Source organism: Streptomyces sp. NPDC058872, assembly GCF_042743065.1.
Lineage (GTDB): Bacteria > Actinomycetota > Actinomycetes > Streptomycetales > Streptomycetaceae > Streptomyces.
The window spans coordinates 69,881-92,451 of the sequence record NZ_JBHYMK010000029.1 but is presented as its reverse complement, the minus strand read 5'-3'; the positions used below and the strand labels follow the sequence as shown (position 1 = coordinate 92,451).

Annotated in this window: 24 protein-coding genes, 1 pseudogene and 1 riboswitch; of the genes and pseudogenes, 9 read left to right on the top strand and 16 right to left on the bottom strand. The window is 72.1% G+C overall.

Features of this window, described 5'->3' with window-relative positions; all coding sequences use genetic code 11:
- Nucleotides 1-67: 67 nt before the first annotated feature.
- Nucleotides 68-1,510, bottom strand: coding sequence for an adenylosuccinate lyase (gene purB, locus ACFW22_RS19960; RefSeq protein ID WP_386406187.1), 1,443 nt, complete (start codon nucleotides 1,508-1,510; stop codon nucleotides 68-70).
- 73 nt (nucleotides 1,511-1,583) lie between these two features.
- Nucleotides 1,584-2,390, bottom strand: a complete 807-nt coding sequence (locus ACFW22_RS19955) for an SGNH/GDSL hydrolase family protein (protein WP_386406184.1) — start codon at nucleotides 2,388-2,390, stop codon at nucleotides 1,584-1,586.
- Nucleotides 2,391-2,454: 64 nt separating this feature from the next.
- Between ACFW22_RS19955 and ACFW22_RS19950 the strand changes: the two genes are divergently transcribed.
- Nucleotides 2,455-3,486, top strand: coding sequence for a maleylpyruvate isomerase N-terminal domain-containing protein (locus tag ACFW22_RS19950; protein ID WP_386406181.1), 1,032 nt, complete (start codon nucleotides 2,455-2,457; stop codon nucleotides 3,484-3,486).
- Nucleotides 3,487-3,536: 50 nt separating this feature from the next.
- Here ACFW22_RS19950 and ACFW22_RS19945 read toward each other — a convergent pair whose 3' ends face one another.
- The 8 genes from ACFW22_RS19945 to bioB all read right to left on the bottom strand — a co-directional run bounded on the left by ACFW22_RS19945 (nucleotide 3,537) and on the right by bioB (nucleotide 10,985).
- Nucleotides 3,537-4,556, bottom strand: coding sequence for a hemolysin family protein (locus ACFW22_RS19945; RefSeq protein WP_386406178.1), 1,020 nt, complete (start codon nucleotides 4,554-4,556; stop codon nucleotides 3,537-3,539).
- Nucleotides 4,553-5,893 carry a hemolysin family protein gene (locus tag ACFW22_RS19940; protein WP_386406175.1) on the bottom strand — a complete coding sequence of 447 codons (1,341 nt, stop codon included), beginning with the start codon at nucleotides 5,891-5,893 and terminating at the stop codon, nucleotides 4,553-4,555. Before ACFW22_RS19940 ends, ACFW22_RS19945 begins: the two co-directional genes overlap by 4 nt.
- 175 nt (nucleotides 5,894-6,068) lie before the next feature.
- A complete protein-coding gene (locus ACFW22_RS19935; RefSeq protein WP_386406172.1) occupies nucleotides 6,069-6,494 on the bottom strand; it encodes a GNAT family N-acetyltransferase in 426 nt (141 codons plus the stop codon).
- A 65-nt stretch (nucleotides 6,495-6,559) separates the two neighbouring features.
- On the bottom strand, nucleotides 6,560-7,222 hold the full coding sequence (locus ACFW22_RS19930; protein WP_386406169.1) for a class I SAM-dependent methyltransferase: 663 nt from the start codon (nucleotides 7,220-7,222) through the stop codon (nucleotides 6,560-6,562).
- Between the two features lie 10 nt (nucleotides 7,223-7,232).
- A complete protein-coding gene (locus ACFW22_RS19925; RefSeq protein ID WP_386406166.1) occupies nucleotides 7,233-7,577 on the bottom strand; it encodes a VOC family protein in 345 nt (114 codons plus the stop codon).
- Nucleotides 7,578-7,581: 4 nt separating this feature from the next.
- Nucleotides 7,582-8,313, bottom strand: coding sequence for a dethiobiotin synthase (bioD, locus tag ACFW22_RS19920; protein ID WP_386406163.1), 732 nt, complete (start codon nucleotides 8,311-8,313; stop codon nucleotides 7,582-7,584).
- Nucleotides 8,314-8,455: 142 nt separating this feature from the next.
- Complete coding sequence (locus ACFW22_RS19915; RefSeq protein WP_386406160.1) at nucleotides 8,456-9,736, bottom strand: adenosylmethionine--8-amino-7-oxononanoate transaminase; 1,281 nt, start codon at nucleotides 9,734-9,736, stop codon at nucleotides 8,456-8,458.
- Entirely contained in the window at nucleotides 9,729-10,985 is a 1,257-nt protein-coding gene (bioB, locus tag ACFW22_RS19910) for a biotin synthase BioB (RefSeq protein WP_386406158.1), read from the bottom strand. The genes ACFW22_RS19915 and bioB overlap by 8 nt, the downstream gene beginning before the upstream one ends.
- 143 nt (nucleotides 10,986-11,128) lie before the next feature.
- Between bioB and ACFW22_RS19905 the strand changes: the two genes are divergently transcribed.
- The 3 genes from ACFW22_RS19905 (at nucleotide 11,129) to ACFW22_RS19895 (ending at nucleotide 13,256) form a co-directional block, all read left to right on the top strand.
- Nucleotides 11,129-12,307: an 8-amino-7-oxononanoate synthase gene (locus ACFW22_RS19905; protein ID WP_386406155.1), complete on the top strand. Its 1,179-nt coding sequence runs from the start codon at nucleotides 11,129-11,131 to the stop codon at nucleotides 12,305-12,307.
- 170 nt (nucleotides 12,308-12,477) lie between these two features.
- Nucleotides 12,478-12,921 (top strand): ATP-binding protein, encoded by a 444-nt coding sequence (locus ACFW22_RS19900; protein ID WP_386406152.1) that lies wholly within the window; start codon nucleotides 12,478-12,480, stop codon nucleotides 12,919-12,921.
- A 164-nt stretch (nucleotides 12,922-13,085) separates the two neighbouring features.
- Entirely contained in the window at nucleotides 13,086-13,256 is a 171-nt protein-coding gene (locus ACFW22_RS19895; RefSeq protein WP_386406149.1) for a hypothetical protein, read from the top strand.
- A 44-nt stretch (nucleotides 13,257-13,300) separates the two neighbouring features.
- On the opposite strand, the gene ACFW22_RS19890 is transcribed toward ACFW22_RS19895, so the two are convergent.
- From ACFW22_RS19890 to ACFW22_RS19870, 5 genes and pseudogenes are all read right to left on the bottom strand, one after another.
- Nucleotides 13,301-14,239 (bottom strand): GNAT family N-acetyltransferase, encoded by a 939-nt coding sequence (locus tag ACFW22_RS19890; RefSeq protein ID WP_386406147.1) that lies wholly within the window; start codon nucleotides 14,237-14,239, stop codon nucleotides 13,301-13,303.
- Nucleotides 14,240-14,810: 571 nt separating this feature from the next.
- Nucleotides 14,811-15,398, bottom strand: a pseudogene (locus ACFW22_RS19885) (hypothetical protein); the annotation flags it as partial.
- 73 nt (nucleotides 15,399-15,471) lie between these two features.
- Entirely contained in the window at nucleotides 15,472-15,945 is a 474-nt protein-coding gene (locus tag ACFW22_RS19880; RefSeq protein ID WP_384884699.1) for a C40 family peptidase, read from the bottom strand.
- Between the two features lie 3 nt (nucleotides 15,946-15,948).
- A riboswitch (cyclic di-AMP (ydaO/yuaA leader) is annotated at nucleotides 15,949-16,154 on the bottom strand.
- Nucleotides 16,155-16,469: 315 nt separating this feature from the next.
- Nucleotides 16,470-16,775, bottom strand: a complete 306-nt coding sequence (locus ACFW22_RS19875; protein WP_386406144.1) for a hypothetical protein — start codon at nucleotides 16,773-16,775, stop codon at nucleotides 16,470-16,472.
- A 7-nt stretch (nucleotides 16,776-16,782) separates the two neighbouring features.
- Nucleotides 16,783-17,400: an ATP-dependent Clp protease proteolytic subunit gene (locus tag ACFW22_RS19870; RefSeq protein ID WP_386406141.1), complete on the bottom strand. Its 618-nt coding sequence runs from the start codon at nucleotides 17,398-17,400 to the stop codon at nucleotides 16,783-16,785.
- 63 nt (nucleotides 17,401-17,463) lie between these two features.
- Here ACFW22_RS19870 and ACFW22_RS19865 point away from each other — a divergent pair, with 63 nt between their 5' ends.
- Complete coding sequence (locus tag ACFW22_RS19865) at nucleotides 17,464-17,742, top strand: type II toxin-antitoxin system Phd/YefM family antitoxin (RefSeq protein WP_386406138.1); 279 nt, start codon at nucleotides 17,464-17,466, stop codon at nucleotides 17,740-17,742.
- A gap of 536 nt (nucleotides 17,743-18,278) precedes the next feature.
- Here ACFW22_RS19865 and ACFW22_RS19860 read toward each other — a convergent pair.
- On the bottom strand, nucleotides 18,279-19,280 hold the full coding sequence (locus ACFW22_RS19860; protein ID WP_386406135.1) for an ABC transporter permease: 1,002 nt from the start codon (nucleotides 19,278-19,280) through the stop codon (nucleotides 18,279-18,281).
- A gap of 105 nt (nucleotides 19,281-19,385) precedes the next feature.
- Between ACFW22_RS19860 and ACFW22_RS19855 the strand changes: the two genes are divergently transcribed.
- From ACFW22_RS19855 to ACFW22_RS19840, 4 genes are all read left to right on the top strand, one after another.
- Nucleotides 19,386-20,030 (top strand): TetR/AcrR family transcriptional regulator, encoded by a 645-nt coding sequence (locus ACFW22_RS19855; protein ID WP_386406132.1) that lies wholly within the window; start codon nucleotides 19,386-19,388, stop codon nucleotides 20,028-20,030.
- Nucleotides 20,031-20,192: 162 nt separating this feature from the next.
- Nucleotides 20,193-20,495 (top strand): urease subunit gamma, encoded by a 303-nt coding sequence (locus tag ACFW22_RS19850; protein WP_033201785.1) that lies wholly within the window; start codon nucleotides 20,193-20,195, stop codon nucleotides 20,493-20,495.
- A gap of 14 nt (nucleotides 20,496-20,509) precedes the next feature.
- Nucleotides 20,510-20,851 (top strand): urease subunit beta, encoded by a 342-nt coding sequence (locus tag ACFW22_RS19845; RefSeq protein WP_386406127.1) that lies wholly within the window; start codon nucleotides 20,510-20,512, stop codon nucleotides 20,849-20,851.
- Nucleotides 20,844-22,565: an urease subunit alpha gene (locus tag ACFW22_RS19840; protein WP_386406124.1), complete on the top strand. Its 1,722-nt coding sequence runs from the start codon at nucleotides 20,844-20,846 to the stop codon at nucleotides 22,563-22,565. The genes ACFW22_RS19845 and ACFW22_RS19840 overlap by 8 nt, the downstream gene beginning before the upstream one ends.
- Nucleotides 22,566-22,571 lie beyond the last annotated feature (6 nt).

The following is a 22,571-nucleotide window of genomic DNA, read 5'->3' as shown; positions in this document are numbered from 1 at the left end:
ACCACATCGGGAACGATGTGGTCGCGGGCGGCCTCCCACTCCTCAGGGGTGAACCGGGGGGACCGGGTCAGAGGATCGCTCCGGGAGCGTAGGCGGCGGCCTCCGGGTGCTGCTTGAGGATCTCCTCGATGCGGGAGACCACGGACGCGACCTGGTCGGCGGCGGCACCCGTGAAGGACAGCTTGTCCGCCATCAGTTCGTCGAGCTGGGCACGGTCCAGCGGGATCCGCTCGTCGGCCGCCAGCTTGTCGAGGAGCTCGTTCCGTTCGGCGCCCCGCTCGCGCATGGCGAGCGCGGAGGCGACCGCGTTCTCCTTGATGGCCTCGTGGGCGACCTCGCGACCCACGCCGGCGCGCACGGCGCCCATGAGGACCTTGGTGGTCGCGAGGAAGGGCAGGTAGCGGTCGAGCTCGCGGGCGATCACGGCGGGGAAGGCGCCGAACTCGTCGAGCACGGTGAGGAAGGTCTCCAGCAGGCCGTCCAGCGCGAAGAAGGCGTCCGGCAGCGCGACCCGACGGACCACGGAGCAGGACACGTCGCCCTCGTTCCACTGGTCGCCGGCCAGCTCGCCGGTCATCGAGGCGTAGCCGCGCAGGATGACCATGAGGCCGTTGACGCGCTCGCAGGAGCGGGTGTTCATCTTGTGCGGCATCGCGGAAGAACCGACCTGGCCGGGCTTGAAGCCCTCGGTCACCAGCTCGTGGCCCGCCATCAGCCGGATCGTCTTGGCGATCGAGGACGGGGCCGCGGCCAGCTGCACCAGGGTGGTGACCACGTCGTAGTCGAGCGAGCGCGGGTAGACCTGGCCGACCGAGGTGAAGGCGTGCGCGAAGCCGAGGTGGCCCGCGATCCGCTGCTCCAGCTCGGCGAGCTTGCCGGCGTCGCCGCCGAGCAGGTCCAGCATGTCCTGCGCGGTGCCGACGGGGCCCTTGATGCCGCGCAGCGGGTAGCGGCCCAGGAGGTCCTCCAGGCGCGCGTACGCCACGAGCAGCTCGTCCGAAGCGGTCGCGAAGCGCTTGCCGAGGGTCGTGGCCTGAGCGGCGACGTTGTGCGAGCGGCCGGCCATGACCAGCTCCGCGTACTCGGCGGAGAGCTTGCCGAGGCGGGCCAGGACGGCGACCGTGCGGTCCCGCACCAGTTCCAGGGAGAGCCGGACCTGCAGCTGTTCGACGTTCTCGGTGAGGTCCCGCGAGGTCATGCCCTTGTGGACGTGCTCGTGGCCGGCGAGGGCGTTGAACTCCTCGATCCGCGCCTTGACGTCGTGCCGGGTGACCTTCTCGCGCTCGGCGATGGAGCCCAGGTCGACCTGGTCGAGCACGCGCTCGTAGTCCGCGAGGGCGGCTTCCGGAACCTCGATCCCGAGGTCCTTCTGCGCACGCAGCACGGCGAGCCACAGCTGGCGCTCCAGCTTGACCTTCTGCTCGGGGGACCAGAGGACGGCGAGCTCCGCGGAGGCGTAGCGGCCGGCCAGAACGTTGGGGATGCGGGGCTTCGCAGTCACAGCAGTCACGTGGACAGAGTTTACTGGCGATTTCTGCAGGCCAGCGCCACCGTCTCATGTGGAGCTTGCTACGAGACGCAGGTCACGCGGGAGCGTCCCGCCCTTCCCGCGCACCGGTCGGCGGCTCGTACGGCAGCAGCTCGGGGCGCTTCGGCGCGCGACCGTCCCCCGAGGAACGGCCCGTGAGCCGCCGGCCGATCCACGGACCCAGGTGCTCCTTGGCGAAACGGGCGTCGGCGATCCGTCGGCTCGCCCAGCCCGGCCGCACGGCCGGGGGCAGCGGCGCGCGCCAGTCCTCCTCGGCCGGCAGGCCCAGTGCCTGCCACACGGCCTCGGCGACCCGTCGGTGGCCGTCCGCGGTCAGATGCAGCCGGTCCACGTCCCACAGGCGGGGGTCACCGAGGGACGGGGATCCGTACAGGTCGACGACCAGGGCGCCGTGCCGGTGAGCGAGCGCGTCGAGGTGGGCGAACAGCTCCTCCATCCGGGGGCGGAACCGCTCCATCACCGGACCGTTGCGGCCGGGGCTGCGCATCAGGACCAGCTGACCGCAGGAAGGTGTGAGGCGTTCCACTGCCTCGGTGAGCAGGTCCCGGACCCGGACCATGTCGACCTTGGGTCGGAGGGTGTCGTTGAGCCCGCCGACCAGGGTCACCACATCGGCCTCCATGCCTGCGGCCAGGTCGACTTGCTCCTCCACGATCTGACCGATGAGCTTTCCCCGCACGGCCAGGTTCGCGTAGCGGAAACCGGAGGAACGGGCGGCGAGGCGCCCCGCGAGGACGTCGGCCCAGCCCCGGTAGGAACCGTCGGGCTTCAGGTCCGACATACCCTCGGTGAAGCTGTCCCCGACGGCGACGAGACTGTTGTACGTGGCATTGATCTCCATGGCGGAGCGATCATACCGCGCGGTATGCGAGGGCTGCCGTGGAGAACCCGGGAGGGGAAACCCGATGAGCGACGCGCTCCTCAGCGCGCTGGCCGAGGCGCTGGCCGAGCTGGTGACGAACGTCGAGACCTGCGACGAGGCGGTGCTCGATCCGGACACGGCGCTGAAGTGGCTGGAGGGCACCGCGCACACGCTGAACCTGCTCGATGCCGCCGATCGGCGCACCCTCGACGGACTCTTCCGCGACGTCGCGCTCCGACGCCCGCCCGGCCCCTGGCGCACGGAGCTCCTGGGGGTCTCCGAGGGCTTCGGCCTCACCGAGGGCGCCCATGCCGCCGCCTGCGCGGCCGTTCTGGACCGGGCGCGACGGTTCGCCGCCACCGTGCGGGACGCCGACCCCGCCACCCCGGTGCCCACCTGTCCCGGCTGGAGCCTCGCGGACCTCACCCGCCACCTGGGCACCGTGCACCGCTGGGCCGAGCACCTCGTGCGGACCCGGTCCGGCACCCGGGTCCTCGCACGGGACGTCCCCCTCGACCTGCCGGCCGACCCGGCCCTCCACTCCGACTGGCTCGCCGCCGGTGCCGAGCGGTTCGCCGCCACCGCCGGCGCTGCCGACCCGGACGCCCCGGTGTGGTCCCCCGGCTCCGATCCGCACGTCCGCCACTACCCCCGGCACGTGCTCTTCGAGACGCTGGTCCACCTCGTCGACGCACAGCTCGCCGTCTCCGGGACGGCGGACCCCCTCGACCCGGCCACGGCCGAGGCGGCCGTCGACCAGTTCCTCTGGGACGCGCCGTACGTCCCCCGGATCGCCGAACCGCTCGCCCACCTCGGACGCGACGGCTCCGCCCTCCGCCTCGCGGCCCGCGACACCGGCGCGGTCTGGACCCTCGTCCTCGGCGGGGGCGGCTTCACCTGGGGCCGGTCGAGCCGGGGGAACGCCGGCGCGCAGCCGACCGCCGGCGTCGAGGCGGACACCGCCGGGGAACTGCTGCTCCTGCTGCACCGCCGCTACCCGGCCGACGATCCGCGCTTCACGCACACCGGAGACCGGGGCCTGCTCGACGACTGGCTGGCCGCCACCGTGCTCTGACGCGCCCGAGGGCCCCGGGATCGCTCCCGGGGCCCTCGGCGGTTCGGCGGTCACGGTGCTGCCGGCCGCCCGACCAGTTCGCGCAGCACGTCCTCCATCGTGACCAGGCCGGCCGGCTTCCCGTTCTCGTCGAGCACGGCCGCCAGGTGCGTCCTGCTGCGGCGCATCGCGGTCAGGACGTCGTCCAGCGGCGTCACCGCCCGGACCCGGGCGATCGGCCGCAGCGCCGACACCGGGAACGGCAGGTCGCGCGGCGTGACGTCCAGGGCGTCCTTGACGTGCAGGTAACCGAGGATGCGGCGTTCGGAGTCGAGCACCGGGAAACGGGAGAACCCGGTGCGTGCAGACAGCGCCTCCAACTCCTCCGGAGTGGTGCCGACCCGTGCGTACACCACCCTCTCCGCCGGCATCACGACGTCCCGTACGGGGCGCCGGCCCAGTTCGAGGGCGTCGTGCAAGCGCTCGGCGGCACGGCCGTCGAGGAGGCCGGCGTGCCCCGCATCGGTGACCATCCGGGCCAACTCGTCGTCGGAGAAGGTCGCCGATACCTCGTCCTTGGTCTCCACCCGCAGCATCTTGAGCAGGGTGTTGGCGAAGGCGTTGATCGTGAAGATCACCGGTCGCAGCGCCCGCGCCAGCGCCACCAGCGGGGGGCCGAGGAGCAGTGCGGAGCGCGTCGGCTCGGCGAGCGCGATGTTCTTCGGCACCATCTCGCCGAGCAGCATGTGCAGGTAGGTCGCCAGCGACAGCGCGATCACGAAGGAGATCGGGTGCACCAGGCCGTGCGGGACGCCGACCGCGTCGAAGACCGGTTCCAGCAGGTGCGCGATGGCCGGCTCGGCCACGATGCCGAGGATCAGGGTGCAGAGCGTGATGCCGAGCTGTGCCGCCGCGAGCATCGCGGAGACGTGTTCCAGGCCCCAGACGACGCTGCGCGCCCGCCGGTTCCCGGAGTCCGCCAGGGGTTCGATCTGGCTTCGGCGCACCGAGATCAGGGCGAACTCGGCGCCGACGAAGAAGGCGTTGACGACCAGCGTCAACAGACCGATCAGCAGTTGGATCGCGGTCATCGGTCATCCTCCCCGGACTCGTCCTCGATGTCGTGGGCGGGAGCGTGCAGCAGCACCCGCGCGGCGCGTCGGCCCGAGGCGTCGACGACGTCGAGGCGCCAGCCGGCGAGTTCCATGCTGTCCCCGGCGGCCGGGATGCGGCCGAGTTCCGTCGCGAGGATGCCCGCGAGCGTTTCGTACGGGCCGTCCGGCACCCGCAGACCGATCGCGGCCAGTTGGTCCGTACGGGCGGCGCCGTCGGCGGACCACAGCTCACGTCCGTCCGCGTCCTGGCCCGCCGGAGCCAGGTCCGGGGTCTCGTGCGGGTCGTGCTCGTCGCGCACCTCGCCGACGACCTCCTCGACGATGTCCTCCAGGGTGACGACTCCGGCCGTGCCGCCGTACTCGTCGATGACGACGGCCATCGTCTGCTTGCCCGACAGGCGGTCGAGCAGGCGGTCCACGGTCAGCGTCTCGGGGACGAGCAGCGGCTCGCGCAGCATCTCGCCGATCCGGCGACGCGGCCGCTCCTCGGCCGGTATGGCGAGGACGTCCTTGATGTGCGCGATGCCGACGACGCTGTCCAGGCTGCCCTGGTAGACGGGGAAGCGGGACAGGCCGGTCGCGCGGGTGGCGTTGGCGACGTCCTCGGCGGTGGCGTGCACCTCCAGGGCGGTCACCTGCACGCGGGGCGTCATCACGTTCTCCGCGTCGAGCTCCGCCAGGTTGAGGGTGCGGACGAACAGTTCGGCCGTGTCCGCCTCCAGGGCGCCCTCCTTCGCGGAGTGCCGGGCGAGCGCCACCAACTCCTGCGGGGAGCGGGCGGAAGCGAGCTCCTCGGTCGGCTCCATGCCCAGACGGTGCAGGATCCGGTTCGCCGTGTTGTTGAGGTGGCTGATCAGCGGCTTGAAGGCGGCCGTGAACATGCGCTGCGGAGTGGCCACCACCTTCGCCACCGCGAGCGGCGAGGAGATCGCCCAGTTCTTGGGGACCAGCTCGCCGACGACCATCAGGACGACGGTCGACAGGGCGGTGCCCAGGACGAGGGCGACCGAGGAGGCCACGGTGGGCGAGAGCCCGAGCGCTTCGACGGGGCCGCGGAGCAGTGCGGCGATCGAGGGCTCGGAGAGCATGCCGACGACCAGGTTGGTCACGGTGATGCCCAGCTGTGCGCCGGAGAGCTGGAAGGTGAGCGAGCGGACGGCCTTGAGGGCGCTCGCGGCTCCCCGCTCGCCGCGCTCGACGGCGGCTTCGAGCTCGCCGCGCTCGATGGTGGTCAGCGAGAACTCGGCCGCGACGAACACGCCGCACAGGAGCGCGAGGAGGAGCGCCACCACGAGCAGAAGCACTTCGGTCATCGGTTCACCTCCGTCCCATGATCAGTCAGAGGGACGCGGATCGCGCGATGTCGGATGTCGGAACCAGTGCTACTGGGAGGCTCGCCCATGGGCGGACGCTCACGCCTTTCGGTCGTCGGGATGAGTCTCCATGGTAAAGGACGGGCAAAGCCGGCTGGTGTTCGCCCCCGGACGGTCAGCGGGCGAGTGGCTTCACCCAGCGGCGCCAGTGGTCCTCGCGCCGGTAGCCGGCGGCCTCCCACAAGGCCCGACCGGTCGCGTTGGCCTCCAGGACCATGGCGTCCACGCGGCGTCCGCCGAGCGCGAGGAACCGTTCCTCGGCGGTCCGCAGCAATGCGCTGGAGATGCCCCGGCGGCGGTGCGAGGGCAGGACGGCGAGCCGGTAGAGGGAGGCGCGCCAGCCGTCCCAGCCGGCGATCACCGAGCCGACGACCACTCCGTCGACGAGGGCCAGGAGCAGGGCCCCGGGGTCGCGTTCGACCAGACGGGTCACGCCGTCCACGTCGTCCGAGACGGACGTCCCCTCCGCGGACTCCTTCCAGAAGGCCAGTACGGCCTCGACGTCGGCGCGTGTTGCGGCACGTATCTGCAGATCGCTCACGGCCGGATCCCACCACGGGGCGCGGCTGCGGCGCCACGGGGTTCCGACGGGCGGACGCAGGCCCCTCAGCGTCGGGCCGCGCCCAGGACGCAGGGCGAGGAGGGCAGCCGAGGTCCTCGGTCCGGAAGGTCGAAGGAGCGGTGGACGAGGAGGTCGAAACCGGCTTCCTCGATCGCTCCGAGCGGAGTGCGGGAGGTGTGACAGCCTCCGAAGAGCAGCGGCCAGACCGTACGGTCGAGGGCCCGCTGCACCCGTGCGAGCCCCGGCGTGCCGGCCCTCCCGTGTTCGAAGAAGCGCAGTTCCCCGCCGGGACGCAGCACCCGCCGCAACTCGGCGAGGGTCCCCGGCACGTCCCGTACGGTGCACAGCACCAGGGAGGCGACCGCCGCGTCGAAGGAGGCGTCCGGTGCCGGCAGTGCCTCGGCCGTCCCCGGCAGGACGGTCACCGGGACGGGGGCCCGGCGGCCGGCCTCCTCGGCGAGCCGGCGCAGCCGGGGCTCCGGTTCGACGGCGACGACCTCGGTGACCGCGGCCGGGTAGTGGGCGAAGTTCAGTCCGTTCCCGGCACCGATCTCGACCACCCGGCCGGCGAGCCCGGTGAGCAGTTCCGCACGGAGCGCGGCAACGCCGCCCCGCGCCTCGGCCGAGGTGCTGAAGCGGGCGTAGAAGCGCGCGAAGACGGGGTGATGGACGCGCGGCGCCCGGCCGGGATCCGAGGACGAGTGCACCAGGACCTCCTCAGCCGCTCACGAAGCAGAACTCGTTGCCCTCCGGGTCCCGCACGACCTGGAAGGAACCCTGCTCGTCCGTGACGAGCCGCCCGACCGGTTCCGCCCCCCACGACAGCGCTTCCTCGGCGGCCCGCGCCGGGTCCGGCACCTCCAGGTCCAGGTGGACCCGGTTCTTCACGGCCTTGCCCTCCGGCACCCGCTGGAAGGCGATCCGCACGAACTCCGGCGGATCCACGTACGACCAGTCGGGGCTCCGGTCGACGGGGTCGCCGCCGAGGAGCCCGGCCCAGAAGCGGACGAGCACCGCCGGGTCGGCGCAGTCGAAGACGATCTCCTGAACGCGTGCGCGCATGTCCTCAGCTTACGGAGACCGGGGCCGCCTCCGCCGCCGAAAAGGCCTCCGCGTCCCACCTGCCGCCGAGCGCCGGAGCGAGCCAGCCGCTCGCCGCAGCGCGGAAGGCGGCGGGGGCGAGCGCACCCGAACCCTCCGGCACGGCCCCGAGCAGCGGGGCGCCCGCTGCCACCGGTAGGTCCGCCAGATTGCAGCGCGCCGCCAGGTCCGGGGCCTCCGGCCAACTGCCGACGACCACGCCGAGCTGCTCGATGCCGCGGGCCCGCAGGGCCTCGGCCGTCAGGGCCGTCGAGTTGAGCGTCCCCAGGCCGGCCGGCGCCACCACCAGGACCGGCGCGTCGAGCAGGGAGGCGGCGTCGGCGAGCGTGCCGCCCCCTTCGTCCAGGCGGACGAGGAGCCCGCCCGCGCCCTCCACGAGCACCAGGTCGTGTTCGGCGGCGAGCCTCCGGGCCGCCGCGGCCACCTCCCGGGGCCCGACCGGGGGGAGTCCGGACCGTCGGGCGGCCGTCCCGGGGGCCAGTGGCTCCGGGAAACGGCCCAGTTCGGACGAGGCGGCGGCGCCGGAGAGGCGCACCGCCTCGTCCGCATCACCCCTCTCGTCCGGTCCGACACCCGTCTGCGCGGGCTTCAGAACGGCGACGGACCGGCCTGCGGCCGTGGCCACGGCGGCGACGGCGGCCGTGACGACGGTCTTGCCGATCTCGGTCCCGGTGCCGCTGACGACGATGACGGTCATGGAAGTGTCCTTGTCTCACGGGTGTGCGGTGCCCGGTGCTTCGGGCGGGGGAGCGGCGGGGCGGCACCGGCGGCGGCCGGCCGCCCCGCCGCGGACGGGGGAGGGAGCCCCGGCCGCGGCGGAACGGCCGCCGGCCCCGGTGTCAGCCCGCTGCCGCGGCGGCACGCACCGCCGTGCAGATGCGGCTCAGGTCCTCGTCCCCGGTCACGTACGGCGGCATCGTGTAGATGAGGTCCCGGAACGGGCGCAACCACACGCCCTCGCGGACCGCTGCGCGCGTCGCCGCCGCCATGTCGACCTCGTGGTCGAGCTGGACGACCCCGATCGCGCCGAGCACCCGCACCTCGCGCACGCCCGGGAGGTCGGCCGCCGGAGCGAGCCCGTCCCGCAGGCCCGCCTCGATCCGCTTGACCTTGACCTGCCAGTCCTGGGAGAGCAGCAGGTCGATCGAGGCGAGCGCCACCGCCGACGCCAGCGGGTTTCCCATGAACGTCGGTCCGTGCGCGAGGACGGGGACCTCGCCCTGCGAGATCCCGTCGGCGACGCGACTCGTGCAGAGGGTCGCCGCCATCGACAGGTAGCCGCCGGTGAGCGCCTTGCCCACGCACATCACGTCGGGGGAGACCCCCGCCCGGTCGGCGGCGAACAGCGTGCCCGTCCGCCCGAACCCGGTCGCGATCTCGTCGAACACCAGCAGCACGTCGTGCGCGTCGCAGGCTTCCCGCAACACCTGCAGGTACCTCGGGTCGTGGAAGCGCATCCCGCCCGCGCCCTGCACGATCGGCTCGACGACCACGGCGGCGAGTTCGTCCGCGTGCTCCGCGATCGCGGTCCGCAGCAGCGTGGCGTACGACTCCTGGTACGCGGCCGGAGGGGCGTCCGTGAACACCTGTCGTTGGAGCACCCCGGACCACAGTTCGTGCATCCCGCCCTGGGGGTCGCACACGGACATCGGCTGCCAGGTGTCCCCGTGGTAGCCGCCGCGCCAGGTGAAGAGCCGCTGCTTCCCGGGGCGACCGAGCGAGCGCCAGTACTGCAGGCACATCTTGGCCGCCACCTCGACGGAGACGGAGCCCGAGTCGCTGAGGAAGACGTGTTGCAACGGCTCCGGGGTGATCTCCACGAGCCGGGCGGCCAGCCGGACGGCCGGTTCGTGGGTGAGCCCGCCGAACATGACGTGGCTCATCCGGTCCAGCTGGCTGCGCACCGCCTCGTTGAGGACGGGGTGGTTGTAGCCGTGCACCGCCGACCACCACGAGGACATGCCGTCGACCAACTCGTCGTGGCCCTCGACGGGTTCGGCGAGCCGGAGCCGCACACCGGACGCGGACGCGACGACCAGCGGTTCCGACCGGCCCGGCATGGGCCCGTACGGATGCCAGACGTGCGCCCGGTCCAGGTCGAGCAGTTCGGCGTTACGCATTCGGCGCGAGGTCCGTGCCGGCACCCCGGCGGCGGACGGCCACCAGATCGGTCCGGGCGTGGTTCGCCGCGTCCTCGGTCTCCGGCGCCCCGGCGGGCGCCTCCGGGGCCGCGTGCCCCCCGCAGGGACCGCAGCCGCCGCCCTCCTCCGCGTGTGCGCCGCAGCCGGCCGCGGCCTCCGGGCCACAGCCCGCGGCGGCCTTCGAACCGCAGCCGCCGGTCGCCCCGGCGGCTGCGAGGGCGTCCGCACGGTGCTTCGGCAGCGTGGTCGTCCCGGCCCCCTCCACCTCGAAGCCCGCGTCCGCGATCATGTCCAGGTCGGCCTGGCCGGCCTGGCCCTCGCTGGTCAGATAGTCGCCGAGGAAGATCGAGTTCGCGATGTGCAGCGCCAGTGGCTGCATCGTCCGCAGGTGGACCTCGCGACCACCGGCGATCCGCACCTCCACGTCGGGGCAGACGAAACGGACCATCGCCAGGATCCGGAGGCAGCGCTGCGGAGTGAGGTTCCACTCCTTGGCGAGAGGGGTGCCCTCGAACGGGATCAGGAAGTTGACCGGCACCGAGTCCGAGTCGAGCTCGCGCAGCGCGTACACGACGTCGACCAGGTCCTCGTCCTTCTCGCCCATGCCGGCGATCAGGCCCGAGCAGGCCGACAGGCCGGCGGAGTGCGCCTTCTGCACGGTGTCCACGCGGTCCGCGTAGGTGTGGGTGGAGGTGATCTCCCCGTACGTGCCCTCGGACGTGTTCAGATTGTGGTTGTACGCGTCGGCGCCGGCGTCCCGCAGCCGCTCCGCCTGCCCGTCCGAAAGCAGACCGAGGCAGGCGCACACCTCGACGCCCTCGTTCTGTTCCTTGATGGCCTCGATGGTCTTTCCGACGCGCTCCACGTCCCGGTCCGTCGGACCGCGGCCACTGGCCACCAGACAGACCCGCTTGGCGCCCCCCGCGACGCCGGCCGCCGCAGCCTGCGAGGCCTCGTCCGGCTTCAGCCAGGTGTACTTGAGGATCTCGGCCTTCGAACCGAGTCGCTGGGAGCAGTACGAGCAGTCTTCCGGGCAGAGCCCGGACTTCAGGTTGACCAGGTAGTTGAGCTTCACTCGGCGCCCGAACCACTGGCGACGGACCTTGCCGGCCGCCGCCACCACATCGAGCAGTTCGTCGTCCGAGGTCGCCAGCACGGCGAGCGCTTCTTCACGGGTCGGCAGCTCGCGCCGCAACCCCTTCTCCACCAGCGTGTTCAGCAGGTCCATAATTGCTGATCCTTGCTTACCGCCGGCCCTCGGGCCAAGGAGGATCTGAACAAACGACTCCGATCGGGGTGTGTGGATGACCACATCACGACCCCGGCCTCCTGCGGCTAAGGTCTGTGCGCTGCCTACAAAAGGAACGCCGTATGCCCCTGGCCGACGACGCACCCGCCGCGGACCCGCGCCGCACCGCCTTCGACTGGACCGACGCCGAGGCGCGCCGCCGGACCGAGGCCGGTCTCGTCCGTGTGCTGCGGCCCCGGGCGGCCGAGTCGGACCTCCTCGACCTGGCGAGCAACGACTACCTCGGCCTCACCCGCCGTCCCGAGGTGACGGGGGCGGCGGCCGAGGCGGCCAGGCGCTGGGGCGCCGGCTCCACCGGATCCCGGCTCGTCACCGGAACCACTCGGCTGCACACCCGGCTGGAGCGCGAACTCGCCGACTTCTGTGGCTTCGAGGCGGCCCTCGTCTTCTCCTCCGGCTACGCCGCCAACCTCGCCGCGCTCACCGCGCTCACCGACCGGGACGCACTCCTCGTCTCCGACGCGGCCAACCACGCCTCGATCGTGGACGGCTGTCGTCTGGCGCGCGCCGAGACCGCCGTCGTTCCGCACGCCGACCCCGAGGCCGTCGCCAAGACGCTGGGCGCACACCCCGGGCGCCGGGCCCTGGTGGTCAGCGACTCGGTCTTCTCCGTGGACGGCGACAAGGCGCCGCTGTCCGCCCTCGCCGAGGCGTGCCGACGCCACGGTGCCGGGCTCGTCGTCGATGACGCCCACGGCTTCGGCGTCCTCGGTGACGGCGGTCGGGGCGCCCTGCACGAGGCCGGGCTCGCGGGCGACGAGGACGTCGTCGCCACCCTCACCCTGTCCAAGTCCCTCGGCAGCCAGGGCGGCGCCGTCCTGGGGCCCTCCCGGGTGATCGAGCACCTGGTGAACGCGGCCCGCACCTTCATCTTCGACACCGGGCTCGCCCCCGCCGCCGCGGGCGGTGCGCTCGCCAGCCTGCGCCTGATCGAGGCCGAACCGGGGCTCGCCGGGCGGGCCCGGACCGTCGCCACCACCCTGCACCGCCTGCTCACGGAGGCCGGCCTCACCGCGGCCCGCCCCGAAGCGGCCGTCGTCTCGGTCCGTGCCCCCTCCCCGGAGGCCGCGCTGCGCTGGGCCGCGGACTGTCGCGGACAGGGCCTGGCGGTGGGCTGTTTCCGCCCCCCGTCGGTTCCCGACGGCATTTCACGGCTGCGGCTCACGGCCCGGGCCGATCTCACGGACCAGCAGATCCGCCTCGCGGTGGAGACGGTCCTCCGGACCGCCCCGGGGGCCTGACGGCCCGACGGCTCTCCCAAAGGGGTTGACGGAAGCAAGAGTTCACCGCTTCGGGCGACAGATGGGGACATATCTTGGAGGAACGCCTGTCGGCGCGGCACGATCGGTGGCACTCTGACGCGAAGCGCGATCCGGAGCATGCGCCCCGGCGGGAAAGGGACAGCGTCGCCATGGCAGACCACCAAGAAGCAACCGTCACGCTGCCGAGCGATCCCGCGTCGGTCCCCATGGCCCGGCGGTTCGTCGTGGAGGTCCTCGACGGGTGGGGTTTCGACGGCGCCGCCGACCTGGCGGACGCGATCCGTCTGATGGTCTCGGAGCTGGCCACCAATGCGGTGTTGCACACCTTCGGCCAGTCGCCCACCTTCACGGTCGACGTCCGCTGGGAGCGCGAGGAGCGGCTCCACATCGGCGTCACCGACAGCCACCCCCGCTGGCCCCGCCGTCTTCCGGCAGCGGTCCAGCAGGACAACGGCCGGGGCCTGGTCATCATCCGCTCGCTCGCGGCGGAGGCGGGCGGCCGGCTCTCGGTCACGCCGACCGAGGAGGGCGGCAAGACGGTGTGGATCACGCTTCCCTGGGCTCCGGCACCGGTGTCGGGCTCGTACGCCTGAGGCGCACCGCCCGAACTCCCGCTCCACGACGGGGGTGCGGCGGCGTTCCCCCTGCCTGGACCAGTGCCCGGCATGGGTGCTAGGGAGGGTACTGGGTCGTGATCAACCTGCGGGTTTTGCCTGTGCGGCGGGGCCTGGACGGGTAGGCCGCCAAGCGGGGCGAGGTGGACCTGTCCCTGGTCGCCATCGACTCCACCACCGTCCGGGCCCATCACGACGCGGCCGGCATGCACCTGGACGAGGAGATCCTCACCGTGTGGGAGAAGGCTGCCGCCGAGGCGGAGAAGGCCAGGTCAAAGCGGACGGCCGCGACGAACAGATGGTGGGGCTACTGACGCATTGCTGCTCGTGGTGGTACGACGCCGTTTCCGTCGGCATGTCATGCGGCCCTCGGAGCCTCCAGAACCATGCGGATCTCCGTCACCTTGTAGTTGGCGCGGTCGAAGGCGGCGGCCATCGGGATGTTCGTCGTGTCCGTGGTCGCGGTGATGCGCTCGGCGCGTTCGGTCGCGTGGAAGCGGGTGATCTCGGCGAGGATCTCATCGATCAGCCCTTTGCCGCGCTGCTCGGGTACGACACCGAGATATCCGACGTTGCGGTTGTACGGGGTCGCTGACGGGACGGCCAGGCCGGCGAGAGTGCCGTCGGGCAGCTCCGCAAGCCTCCACCAGGAGCGATCGCCCGGGCAGTCGAGGTAGAACTTCATGTCCTCTTCGGCCAGCTGCCTGGCGCTTTTTGCGCGCAGCTCGTCACGGGTGGCCTGGTCGAGGCTGTCGCCCGACACCCGGACGAAGGCATCCAGGAACTCCTCGTCGCTGCCCTCGCGGAACGTCAGCCGACCGCCGGCCTCGGGCAGCCCCGCCGCCGGAGTCCACTCGTAGCGCAGGCGCTGAATCTCCCGGCTCAGCCCCGTACGCAGGCCCGCCTCGCGACGCCAGGCCACCGCCTCGCTCAGTTCCGGTCGGCTGCTCCAGTCCGCGGGGAGGGAGAGGTTGTACAGCGGCCGGGTGCCGAAGGCGGCATGCCCGGCTTCGAGGAGCCTGGTGGCGACGGCAACCGGATGGGCGACGGTGGAGCGGACCTGGAGGCAATCGAGCGCTATGGGCCGCTCGCTGTCGGCACGGCCCCACCACAGCGCACGGGCAGAGACGTGCCCGTTCGCGTCCTCGGCAAGCCAGACCCATTCCGGGCGGAACTGGTTGGCACCGAGCTCCTCGCGGATCCTCTCAGCGGTCAGGGCGGTGATGGGACCGTCGGCCGGGTACGCGGCGGCACGGTCCAGGGCGGTGGGGTCCTCAGCAGCGGGAAAGAATCGCATTCGGCACATGATCACGATTGGGGAATGGCAGAGCAAGACGTTTCTTGCTGGCGGCCCCTTTACTGCGGCGAACGGCGCCGCGGCGAAGACGGCTTCCGACGTACTGCGCTCGCCCCCCAAGGACGTGCTGGGGACCGAGGCTTTGACCAGCGAGCAGATGCTTGGCCGGGGGAGGGATGGAGGAGGCAGGGGCGACAGGTGTGCCGTTGTAGCGCTCCAGGCACGAGCCCAAGGAGCGCAGGGGACACGGTGGAAGCAGTGGCGGCAGGCGGGACAGGTCTGGCGGGCGTCCCTCGCGGCGTCGAGCGCGGCCTCCTCCGCGACCGTCGTCGGGAGCTTGGGCACCGCGCGGTGGACCCGGTACGGCCACGCGAACCGACGACCGCCACGGCACTCGACGCGGGCGACGGGCTCCTGGCCGCCGGGCGGGGCATTGTGGACGCAGGCTCCCGATCCGGCGGCGCGGGCAGGGTGCGAGCACGGGACGTGCTCCAGCAAGTGCGAGTTCGGCCAGTGGCGCGCCCCGTCGACGAGCGCCCCGTCGACGGGGCGTGAGGAGAAGGCGGATGGCCGGTCGGCCTGCCCGGTCACTGGGACCGGCCGCCACGTGCCGGGGGCGGTGGCGCCGGTGACCGGATCGGCTGGTGATCGCGAGGGCGGCGGTGCGGGCGCGGTGGACGTCGTGGAGGCGGGTCCGGGTGCCGCTGTGGGAGGTGCACAGGGCGCCGGGCCGGGAGTCCCCGGCGACCGCGTCGGGCCGGGTGCGGGGCCGGCCGACGGGCCCGCGGACCCGTACCTTTCGCGGCACGGGGATGAACTGCGGGCTGCCGCCTGCTTGTCCCGCGGTCAGGATGAACGCCAGCGGGCGGCACTTCCGGTCGCCGGAGACATGGATCTTGCTGGTCTGTCCGCCCCTGGAGCGTCCGAGGAGGGCGGCCTTCAGCCGGAGTTTCCGTCGGCGCCGGATGCGCCGTCGTTCTTCCCGCTCGGGATCACCTTCGGTTTCCTGCCCGGTTTGTTCGTCGTGGCCGCCCCTTAACCACCAGCCCACACTCTCGAAGTGCTGCCGCAGCCGCCCGGGGTACGGGCCGTACTCGCCGATCGGCAGGTAAGGCCCGATGAACTCCCACTCCGCATCCGTCAGCCGCACACGAGTCACCCGGGAAGGCCTACCCGTCCAGGCCCCGCCGCACAGGCAAAACCCGCAGGTTGATGACGACCCGGTACCCTCCCTAGACGCGACCGTAAAGGACCTTCGAGGTCCAGATCTTGTCGAGCTTCACCCAGGAGCCCGTCTTGGGCGAGTGCCAGATCTTGCCGCTGCCGGCATAGATGCCCACGTGGTAGACCCTCCCGCCGGAGTGGAAGAAGACCAGGTCCCCCTTCTGCCTGCTGGCGGCCGAAACGTGACGGGTCTTGTTGTACTGCTGCTGCGCGGTCCGGGGCAGCGACTTGCCCGCCTTCTTGTACGCGTAGAGCGTCAGGCCGGAGCAGTCGAACCTGCTGGGTCCGGCGCTCCCGTAGCGGTACGGGGCTCCTTTCTTGGAGGCGGCGATGCTCAGTGCCTTGTTCGCGTAGGTGGTCGCTGCCTGGGCCTCCGGCGTCGCACCCGGTGCGAGCATCGTGCCGCCGACGGCGGCGAGGGTCAGAGCCGAGACGGCTCCGGCCCGGGACAGCAGGGACGGGACGTGCATCTGCGCAGTCATGCGCAACCCTTCGTCAGCCGCCTGCGAAGGATGACCTGTCGGGTTCGGGCAGGCGAAGATGCCCGGCCGCGGCTGCGGCTTCACCCCAAGGGACGGACCGCTGCGCGAAGCAGCGTTCGGGTCCCGTACTGCTCGGGTCCTCCACTCCTGCCGATCCACTCCTGTCGACCAGACGCCCGGACGGCGGCAGGACTCGGCGTCCGCCCGGACCGCCCCGCCTCGGATGGCGGGGGCTTGTCGTCGACAGGGATCTTGACCCATGTACGGGTCGAAAACCGAGCTGAAACGGCGATATGTGAGGCTCCTCACGACTGATCCGTTCGGGTGGACAAGATGCTTTAGCGACCTTTGGAGAGGTGGTTGACGAGCCCTGTACCAGCGGTGGAATGCCAGATTGCGCCAGATGCGTACACCTGCCGTGCAACTCTCCCCCTCCACATGTCGACTTGTCCGCTACGCCGAACGAGGGAGGGTTCCTGCGCCGGTCGTCGGCCGTCCGGACCTCGACACGACATGCCGCAATGTCAACTCGCCCGAGTCCGCGGGACGGTGACCCGGTCGGTGCGCCGCTCGCCGTCCAACACCCGCAGGGCGCGGGCCAGGGTGTCCGCGTGGACCTCGCTCTCGCCCCGCACGTGCATGAGGGTCAGGGCGTCGCGCAGCGCCACCGCGCGCCCCACCAGGGCCTGTGCCGCCCGTAGGGCGCCGTAGGTGTGTGCTCCCCTGGACGGGTTGATCTTTCCGAGGAGGTCGATGACTTCGAGGTACGCATCGACCAACTCGCCCTCGGCGCGGGTCAGCGCGGGCAGCGGAGGGAGCTCGGGCACCACGGCCGGCTCACCGGGTGGCGCCGGTGCCGCGCCGACTGGAGACCACGTGGTCCACCAGTCCGAAGGCGACGGCTGCCGCTGCGTCCAGGACCGTCAGGCGGTCGAGGTCGGCGTCGATCCGCTCGCGCTCCCGCCCGGTGTGTTCGGCGAGCAGTCCGGCCAGCAGGGCGCGCTGTCGCAGGAGTTCGTGCGCGTGGACCTCCAGTTCGCCCGGCCGCCCCTGGAAGGGACCGTCCGGGGCCGGCTGGCGGAGCGTGACGCGGGCCCCGGGGAGGATCAGGCGCTTGCCCGGAGTGCCGGCGGCGAGCAGGACGGCGGCGGTGGTTCCGGCCCGGCCCAGACAGGTGGTTTCGACGTCGCAGGAGAGGGTCTGCAGGGTGTCGTGGATCGCGGTCATGGCGCTGACCGAACCCCCGGGCGAGTTGATGTAGAGGGCGATGTCCCGACCGGGGGCCGCGTGGTCGAGGTGCAGGAGCTGTGCGACGGCGTCATGGGCTGCGGTGTCGTCGATCGGCGTGCCCAGGAGGACGATCCGCGAGTCCAGGAGCTTTGCGTAGGGGTCGAGGGTTCGCACGCCGAAGCGGCCGTGCTCCGTGAACTCGGGCAAGACGTAGCGGTCATCCATGACCGGGCACCTCCATCTCTCCTCAAGAAATGTACAGGATGTACAGATCGTAAGATGGGGAGCATGACTTACGAGATCCCGGTGACGCAAGCGCGGGCTGAGCTCGCCGACCTCATCAACCGTGTGGTGTACGGCGGTGAACGCGTCGTCGTCACCCGCCACGGGAAGCCCCTCGTCGCCCTGGTGTCCGCGGCTGACCTGGCAGAACTCGAAGCTGCGGAGAAGCCTTCCGACGAGCAGGTGGTCAGTTCCGTCTCCGGCTTCGGTGCAGCCGACTCCGCTCCCGGCGAACAGCGCCGCTTCGGCATCGCCGCCCACCACCGCGACCCCGGCGCGCGCTGATCGCTCCCTCGCCGAGGAGCCGGGCCGGCCCGTCCGGGTCGTAGGCGGCGAACGCCGCCGCCAGGGCGTCGAGTGCGCCCCGGTCGGGAGCGGTGCGGCGGGCGAGGGCGGCGGCCGGGTCGGGCTCGGGCAGGCGTCCCAGACGCTGCCGGTCAGGCGGCGGTAGTACCGGAACGCCTCGCCCCGTAGCGGTTCCAGAGCGGCCGGGAACGCGCGACACGCGGCCCGGACGGTCGCTGTCGCGGGCCGCGGCAGTGCGTCGGGTGGGGAAACGGATCGGGGCGGGGCGTCACTTCGTGACTCCTCGGACGGCGAACGACCGTACGCGCCAGTGCGACGGAGTGGCCTGCGAGCCCGATGCGCGGCGGCCGAAGTGAGCCCGATCTGGCCTCGTGCGAAGGCAAGGTGCTCCCCTCCCCCTCGGGGCGGGAAGCACCTGTACGGTCGGGTGCCGTTCCGGCCCCCAGGCACGGCGCGACCGCTGGAGCCCGATCTGCTCCGTGGGCGCGGGACCGTTCTCGTGGCGAGTGGGCCCCTCAGCCCACGGTCGCTGCTGCCGGCGCCGGTGAGGGGGACGCTCCCTCGCTGCGCCGCCGCGCCCCGAACACCGTCGCCCCGAGGCCCGCCGCCGCCCACAGGGAGAGCACGAGCAGGGGTCGGCCGGCCGCCGCGCCCTCGAAGGAGGACACGGAGCGCAGGGCCGAGCCCGCTGCGCCCGGCGGCAGCCACTGACCCAGTGCGCCGACCCCGGAGGGCAGCAGTTCGGGTGCGCCCGACATTCCCGAGAACGCATTGCCCAACAGGATCGTCAGGGCCGCGCCCAGGCCGAGGCCCGGCCGGCCGAGCAGGGCGGTGAGTCCGGCGAACGTCGCACCGATCGCCAGCACGGTCAGACCCAACACCCCGGCCTCCGCCCACCAGGAACCGTCCAGGGCGCCGAGCCAACTGTCGGCGAGCGCCGCGCCCACGAGGCCCGCGAGCGCAGCCGCACCCACCTGGGTGGCGGCCCCCCGCACTCCGCGCAGGCCCAGGAGGACGGTGATGGCGCCGGTGGCCGCACCGGCGAGGGCGAGGGGCAACAGGCTCGCTCCGAGCACGGCGCCCCGGGGGTCCCCGGCCGGTGCGGCGACCACGTCGGTGACCCGCACCGGCGCATCCGCCGGTGCCTGCGCGGTGACGGCCTCGCGCAGGAGCCCGGCCACGACGGGGCTCGCCGCCGAGGCGGTGAGGAGCTCCGTTCCCTGCGGGGTGACGACCACGGCGCCGTATACATCGCGGGCCTCGATCGCGGCCCTGGCCTCGCCCGCGTCCGCGTACCGGTGGACCTCGAAGGCCCCCTCGCGGCGGTTGAGCCCCCGCTCCACGGCCTCGACCGCCGCAGTGGGGCCGGCCACGCCGATCGGTAGGTCTCGGGGGGCGATGCGTGCCGCCGGCCAGGCGAAGAGCGAGAGGGCCAGCGCGGCGACGGCCGGTATCAGGACGAGCACCGCGAGGGTTCTGTGCCCCGCGGTGGTCGAGCGGTCGGTGTCGGCGGCCATGACGACCTCGATTCAAAGAGAAGGATTGTTCGTTTTAATTTCAGCGCCACTGTGCTCCGAGGGTGGGAAGTTGTCAAGAATGAACATTCGTTTTAAATTCGTCCCATGGCACGCGTCTCCCAAGAACACCTCGACGCCCGACGGCGTCAGATCCTCGACGGCGCAGCGCGCTGCTTCGCCCGGAACGGCTTCCACGCCACCTCCATGCAGGACGTGCTCGCCGAGGTGGGGCTGTCCGCCGGGGCCGTCTACCGCTACTTCCGCAGCAAGGACGAGCTGATCGCCGCGATCGCGTCCGGGGTCTTCACCTCGATCCGGGGCGCCTTCGAAGAGGCGTCCCGCGCCACTCCGCCACCCACCCCCGACGTCCTCCTCGGTGCGGTGCTCAGGCTCTTCCTGGAGGAGCGGATCGAGGGCGCGGACCCGCAGGCCTTCGCGCGCCTGATCGTCCAGGTGTGGACGGAGACCCTGAGGAACGAGGAGCTGGCCGACACCCTCGGCGAGGGCTACCACGGGATGCGCGAGGCGTGGACGGGGCTGGTCGTCGCCTACCGGGAGAGCGGCATCCTGGCCGCCGACGTTCCGCCCGAGCACGTGGCCCGCACCCTCATCGCCGCTGCCCAGGGCTTCATCGCCCAGCAGGCGCTCTTCGGGGGCGTCACCGCCGAGGTCCTGGAGGACGGCCTGCGCGGAATCATGTCCATGTCCGTCCCTCCGTCGCCGCCCGAAGGGACCGGTTCGATCGAATGATCATGGGATCACCAAGCCGGAGTTAACGAGCCGGAAAAACTTCCGCCCTAACGTGCAATCTCTGGCCGCACACGCGTCGTCGCAGTTCAACAGAGTGTTGACGGTCGGTAGGGTCCGCAGCTGTCCGGGTGTCGTCCCGGTCGACGACTGTGAGGTGGAAGAGTGCAACTGAGCCCGCACGAGCAGGAGCGCCTGCTCATCCATGTGGCGGCCGACGTGGCCGAGAAGCGCCGGGCCCGCGGGGTGCGGCTCAACCATCCCGAGGCCGTGGCGCTCCTCACCTCCCACATCCTGGAAGGCGCCCGCGACGGCCGCACCGTGGCCGAGCTGATGGCCTCGGGACGCAAGGTCCTCACCCGCGACGAGGTCATGGACGGCATCCCGGAGATGATCCACGACGTCCAGGTCGAGGCCACCTTCCCCGACGGCACCAAGCTCGTCACCGTCCACGACCCGATCGTGTGAGCGGGCGACCGGCCATGATCCCCGGAGAGATCCTTCACGCGGACGGCGCCGTCACCCTCAACGAGGGGCGCCCCGTCACCCGCCTGACCGTCCTCAATGCCGCCGACCGGCCCGTACAGGTCGGCTCCCACTACCACTTCGCCGAGGTCAACCCCGGTCTGGACTTCGACCGCGCCGCCGCCCGCGGGAAGCGGTTGCACATCGCCGCCGGCACCGCCGTCCGCTTCGAGCCCGGCATCGCCGTCGAGGTCGAGCTGGTGCCGATCGCCGGCCGTCGGATCGTACCCGGGCTGCGCGGCGAGACCGCCGGCCCCCTCGACGCCCCAGGGCAGGACCAGGAGGGCGACCGTGCCTGACCTCCACCGCTCCGTCTACGCCGACCTGTTCGGCCCCACCGTCGGTGACCGCATCCGGCTGGCCGACACCGACCTGCTCGTCGAGATCGAGGAGGACCGCTGCGGCGGTCCCGGACGGGCCGGCGAAGAAGCCGTCTTCGGCGGCGGCAAGGTCGTGCGCGAGTCGATGGGACAAGCCCGCACCACCCGGGCCGAGGGCGCCCCCGACACCGTGATCACCGGCGCCGTCGTCATCGACCACTGGGGCGTCGTCAAAGCCGACATCGGCATCAGGGACGGCCGGATCACCGCCCTCGGCAAGGCCGGCAACCCCGACACCATGGACGGCGTCCATCCCGACCTCGTCATCGGTCCCGAAACCGAGATCATCGTCGGCAACGGCCGGATCCTCACCGCCGGCGCCGTCGACGCCCACGTCCACTTCATCTCGCCGACCGTCGTCGAGCAGGCCCTGGCCACCGGCGTGACCACCCTCGTCGGCGGCGGCACCGGACCGGCGGAGGGCACCAAGGCGACCACGATCACGCCGGGCCCCTGGCACACCGCCCGGATGTTCGAGGCCCTCGACACCTTCCCCGTCAACATCGGCCTGCTCGGCAAGGGCAACACGACGTCCCGGGACGCCATGCGCTCCCAGCTGCGCGGCGGTGCGCTCGGCTTCAAGATCCACGAGGACTGGGGCGCCACCCCCGCCGTGATCGACGCCTGCCTGGGCGTGTGCGAGGAAACGGGCGTCCAACTCGCCATCCACACCGACACCCTCAACGAGGCGGGCTTCGTCGGCGACACCCTCGCCGCCATCGCCGGACGCACCATCCACGCCTACCACACCGAGGGGGCCGGCGGCGGGCACGCCCCCGACATCATCACGGTCGTCTCCGAACCGTACGTCCTGCCCAGCTCGACCAACCCGACCCGGCCCCACACCGTCAACACCATCGAGGAACACCTCGACATGCTGATGGTCTGCCACCACCTCAACCCCACCGTCCCCGAGGACCTCGCCTTCGCCGAGTCCCGCATCCGCCCCTCCACCATCGCCGCCGAAGACGTCCTCCACGACCTGGGTGCCATTTCGATCATCTCCTCCGACTCCCAGGCCATGGGACGGATCGGAGAGGTGATCATGCGGACCTGGCAGACCGCCCACGTCATGAAGAAGCGCCGCGGTGCCCTGCCCGGCGACGGCCGCGCCGACAACCACCGGGCCCGCCGCTACGTCGCCAAGTACACGATCAATCCGGCGGTCGCCCAGGGCATGGACCACCTCGTCGGCTCCGTCGAACCGGGCAAGCTCGCCGACCTGGTGCTCTGGGAGCCCGCCTTCTTCGGAGTGAAGCCGCTCGTCGTCGTCAAGGGCGGACAGATCGCGTACGCGCAGATGGGGGACGCCAACGCCTCCATTCCCACGCCCCAGCCGGTGCTGCCGCGCCCGATGTTCGGTGCCCTCGGCCGGGCCGCCGCGGCAGGCTCGGTCAACTTCGTCTCCGAAGCGGCGATCGAGGACGACCTCCCCCAGAAGCTCGGCCTGCACAAGGAATTCGCCGCCATCGGTTCCACCCGGCGGGTGACCAAGGCGGACATGCGCGAGAACGACGCCCTGCCCCGGGTCGAAGTGGACGCCGACACCTTCTCGGTGAGCATCGACGGTGATCCGGTCGAACCGGCGCCCGCCGCGGAGCTCCCCATGGCCCAGCGCTACTTCCTCTTCTGACGGGGT

Coding starts and splice junctions, on each gene's coding strand:
- ACFW22_RS19955 (WP_386406184.1), bottom strand. CDS start 2,390: ATGGAGATCAATGCCACGTACAACAGTCTCGTCGCCGTCGGGGACAGC.
- ACFW22_RS19950 (WP_386406181.1), top strand. CDS start 2,455: ATGAGCGACGCGCTCCTCAGCGCGCTGGCCGAGGCGCTGGCCGAGCTG.
- ACFW22_RS19945 (WP_386406178.1), bottom strand. CDS start 4,556: ATGACCGCGATCCAACTGCTGATCGGTCTGTTGACGCTGGTCGTCAAC.
- ACFW22_RS19940 (WP_386406175.1), bottom strand. CDS start 5,893: ATGACCGAAGTGCTTCTGCTCGTGGTGGCGCTCCTCCTCGCGCTCCTG.
- ACFW22_RS19925 (WP_386406166.1), bottom strand. CDS start 7,577: ATGCGCGCACGCGTTCAGGAGATCGTCTTCGACTGCGCCGACCCGGCG.
- bioD (WP_386406163.1), bottom strand. CDS start 8,313: ATGACCGTCATCGTCGTCAGCGGCACCGGGACCGAGATCGGCAAGACC.
- ACFW22_RS19915 (WP_386406160.1), bottom strand. CDS start 9,736: ATGCGTAACGCCGAACTGCTCGACCTGGACCGGGCGCACGTCTGGCAT.
- bioB (WP_386406158.1), bottom strand. CDS start 10,985: ATGGACCTGCTGAACACGCTGGTGGAGAAGGGGTTGCGGCGCGAGCTG.
- ACFW22_RS19905 (WP_386406155.1), top strand. CDS start 11,129: ATGCCCCTGGCCGACGACGCACCCGCCGCGGACCCGCGCCGCACCGCC.
- ACFW22_RS19900 (WP_386406152.1), top strand. CDS start 12,478: ATGGCAGACCACCAAGAAGCAACCGTCACGCTGCCGAGCGATCCCGCG.
- ACFW22_RS19890 (WP_386406147.1), bottom strand. CDS start 14,239: ATGCGATTCTTTCCCGCTGCTGAGGACCCCACCGCCCTGGACCGTGCC.
- ACFW22_RS19880 (WP_384884699.1), bottom strand. CDS start 15,945: ATGACTGCGCAGATGCACGTCCCGTCCCTGCTGTCCCGGGCCGGAGCC.
- ACFW22_RS19870 (WP_386406141.1), bottom strand. CDS start 17,400: ATGGATGACCGCTACGTCTTGCCCGAGTTCACGGAGCACGGCCGCTTC.
- ACFW22_RS19865 (WP_386406138.1), top strand. CDS start 17,464: ATGACTTACGAGATCCCGGTGACGCAAGCGCGGGCTGAGCTCGCCGAC.
- ACFW22_RS19860 (WP_386406135.1), bottom strand. CDS start 19,280: ATGGCCGCCGACACCGACCGCTCGACCACCGCGGGGCACAGAACCCTC.
- ACFW22_RS19855 (WP_386406132.1), top strand. CDS start 19,386: ATGGCACGCGTCTCCCAAGAACACCTCGACGCCCGACGGCGTCAGATC.
- ACFW22_RS19845 (WP_386406127.1), top strand. CDS start 20,510: ATGATCCCCGGAGAGATCCTTCACGCGGACGGCGCCGTCACCCTCAAC.